Source organism: Neglectibacter sp. X4, from assembly GCF_009917365.1.
Taxonomy (GTDB): Bacteria; Bacillota; Clostridia; order Oscillospirales; family Acutalibacteraceae; genus Acutalibacter.
Genome location: NZ_QWLE01000126.1, coordinates 1 through 2,873, shown reverse-complemented (window position 1 = coordinate 2,873; position 2,873 = coordinate 1). Strand labels below are relative to the sequence as shown.

General features: G+C 50.2%; 3 protein-coding genes and 2 tRNA genes. All 5 read right to left on the bottom strand.

Annotation, left to right across the window (positions count from 1 at the left end; all coding sequences use genetic code 11):
- Nucleotides 1-70 precede the first annotated feature (70 nt).
- Complete coding sequence (locus tag D1841_RS16915) at nt 71-778, bottom strand: hypothetical protein (protein WP_160644818.1); 708 nt, start codon at nt 776-778, stop codon at nt 71-73.
- A complete protein-coding gene (locus D1841_RS20005; RefSeq protein ID WP_371722130.1) occupies nt 763-1,272 on the bottom strand; it encodes a DNA cytosine methyltransferase in 510 nt (169 codons plus the stop codon). Before D1841_RS20005 ends, D1841_RS16915 begins: the two co-directional genes overlap by 16 nt.
- A 65-nt stretch (nt 1,273-1,337) precedes the next feature.
- Nucleotides 1,338-1,964, bottom strand: a complete 627-nt coding sequence (locus tag D1841_RS20000) for a DNA cytosine methyltransferase (RefSeq protein ID WP_371722128.1) — start codon at nt 1,962-1,964, stop codon at nt 1,338-1,340.
- Nucleotides 1,965-2,283: 319 nt separating this feature from the next.
- A tRNA-Ser gene (locus tag D1841_RS16905) sits at nt 2,284-2,373 on the bottom strand.
- A 40-nt stretch (nt 2,374-2,413) separates the two neighbouring features.
- A tRNA-Ser gene (locus tag D1841_RS16900) sits at nt 2,414-2,502 on the bottom strand.
- Between the last annotated feature and the right edge of the window lie 371 nt (nt 2,503-2,873).

Here is a 2,873-nt window from a genome sequence, read left to right as displayed (position 1 = left end):
TTTTTCCATGCCCTTCACCACTCTTCGTCGATTTCCAATTTTTCTCATTTTGGGGCTTGACTTTTAATAGTTAGTCTTCCATGCTTTCACCATCATCCATATCCTCATCTTCCTCCATGCCGTCAAAGCCCCACAAGTCGTTGGCAAAATTCACAGCTTCCTGCTGGGCTGGGCGGTACTCCCCACATAGGGAGCCGTTGTGGTACTCATCCTCGCCGCAGTTGACGCCGATATCCTCGCTGGCGAACTGGTGGATAAAATCCAGGTCGGGGTACATGGTTGCCAGCTTAGCAATGACCGGCTGGGGCGGCGCCCACGCCGTCTGGAACCGCAGGGAATGCCCGTCAAATTGGACACCGTCCTCGTAGCCGTAGGCATTCCACTTGGTACCCCAGTTCCTGATCCGCCACTTATACCAGGTAGCGGCACCGTGTTTCTGCTCATTCTGAAACGCCTGTTTGCCCAAATCCCAAGTGGCGCGGTCGATGTCTGGTCGCACCCGCAGGAATGCCTGCTCTGATTTCTCAGGAATATTCAGCAGGTCGAAGTCCTCTTTCTTGCCGTTGAAGGTGTAAACCTCAATGAAATCCTTGTAGGCTTTAAGGCCACGAGTGGTCCGGCTCCCTTCCTCAATATCCAACTCCAGCGGCATGGGGGTGAGCTTGTTGAAATCGATGGAGCCGAGGCCGTACTCATCGTTTTTGACGGCCTCAAACAAGGATTTGATCCGGGCTGGGTCGCCCTTGATTTCAATAATATTCGTTACATGGTTTGGCATGATGACCTCCAGAAAATGTCTATGATTTTCTCTCCTAAAGCGGAAATGACAGGTACAGCGACCGCATTGCCTGCCATCTTGTATAATTGCGCATCCGACAGCCCCGTGGCCCCTGCTTTGTGGAATTGCCCATCTGTAAAGCCCTGCAGCCGCCAGCATTCTATGGGCATGAGTTTTCTCACTTTTCCATAGTGGATACTACCGTCTGCATCGCGCACAGGAACAGCAAAAGGAGCTTTCCCTTCTACAAATACACCAGATTTCCCGCCTTTGAACTTGCCAATACCGGTGTCCTGACTGGCCAACAGGCATCGGGTGTTCTCTGTCAGGCTGGGTCCTTCGTTCAGGTCGATAAAAAAATACCCCTGGTTGTTGCCAGGGGTAACGGTGTGTGCGATTTTATCTCCAACCCGCTCTCTCCGGGTGTTCATGGTGGCGTAGGCCAGGTCGATGCTATCACCAGGGTGTGCCAGTTGGTACCCGGCCTTTGTCATAACCTTAATGGGCAGGGTGACATCGTAAAGCCCACTCCTGCCGCCAAAGCCGCCCGCCGTACTGGTCAGGGTGATAGCGACTCCGGCGGGGGAGTAGACCCGCCGTCCCTCCGGCCCTGGTAGGACTTGCTCAAGAGCCGCTCCATTTGTCTCTGTGAAAGAAAGTATTTCGCCGGAACATTTTCCTCTAAGATATCCGACAATATACACTCTCTTGCGGGATTGGGGACTCCAAAATCCTTGCTGTTAAGCACCTGCCATGCGACATCGTACCCCAGGCCATCCAGCGTAGAGAGGATGGCCGCAAACGTCCGACCTTTGTCATGAGATAGGAGTCCGGGAACATTCTCAAGCAGCAGAAATGCAACTCTTTTACTGGCGGCAAGGCGGGCAACCTCAAAAAAGAGAGTTCCTCTGGCATCATCTGCGAAGCCTCTCCGCTTTCCAGCGATTGAAAAAGATTGGCAAGGGAAGCCTCCGCAAATAAGGTCGATATCCGGCAGCGCATTGGGGGCGATGAGTCTGGCATCCTCAAAAAAGCATTCTCCTTCCGTATCATATATGGCGTTATATGCCTGATTTGCATACTTGTCTATCTCGCAGTGACCGACACACTCAAAACCACCCACGGCCTCCAAGCCGGAGCGGAAGCCGCCAATCCCTGCGAACATATCAAAAAATCGGATAGCCATCTGCCATCCGACCGCTTCACTGTATTAAACTCACCTCACATCCGTATGGACGGGCCGTCCTCATCCAGTTCATCTTCCATGTCGGTCTCCTGTTCTTCTGCCAGTTCTTCCTCTGTCAGTTTGCGGAAAGAGTCCTCGCTGGGGATAAGCCCCAGCGACCGGCTATGTATTTTTGTGGCGAGAAGGCCAGCAAATCATCCATCTATTTTTCGCTTACTTTCATCTACGTTTTTGACTTTTCAAATCCAGGCTTTCGGGCATCAAAAAACCGCGCCACGGCGCGGTTTTTTGCCCAAATATCTTTTTGGTTTTCCTAGGCTGGCGGAGAAGGAGGGATTTGAACCCTCGCGCCAGTTTCCTGACCTACTCCCTTAGCAGGGGAGCCCCTTCACCACTTGGGTACTTCTCCAAAATGAAATCATATAATAAATCTATAAGAATTAACAAATTGGCGGAGAGGAAGAGATTCGAACTCTTGGTCCCTTGCGGGATCACTAGTTTTCAAGACTAGCTCCTTAAACCACTCGGACACCTCTCCGTGTCCTTAGTGCGTAAAATATAATATCATATCTGGTGCATAAATGTCAATAGTTTTTTTGCATTTTTTTACGTTGGCGGATGTCATAATTGATTTAGATAGTTTGAGAGAGTCGTCTAAATCAATTTTTTATTGTCTATCGAAAACCACACGCTAGGCGAGTGGTTCAAAAGAAGGCTTCTGCCGATGATGTAGAAAGAAAAACTCCTTTTGGTGTAGAATAGACTTGCGGTCAGGCAGGCTGCAAAAGCGCAAAGTACTTGCGCTCACACCAAAAGGAGGAGATACAAATGGATGTAAGCGAAAAATAGATACGAACCTACGCAAGAAAAGAAGAAGGCGGTATAATGAAGGAGGGATGAAGAAAAACG

Bases quoted from the DNA above. Each gene is read 5' to 3' on its own strand.
- D1841_RS16915 (WP_160644818.1), bottom strand. From the start codon at position 778: ATGCCAAACCATGTAACGAATATTATTGAAATCAAGGGCGACCCAGCC.
- D1841_RS20005 (WP_371722130.1), bottom strand. From the start codon at position 1,272: ATGACAAAGGCCGGGTACCAACTGGCACACCCTGGTGATAGCATCGAC.
- D1841_RS20000 (WP_371722128.1), bottom strand. From the start codon at position 1,964: ATGGCTATCCGATTTTTTGATATGTTCGCAGGGATTGGCGGCTTCCGC.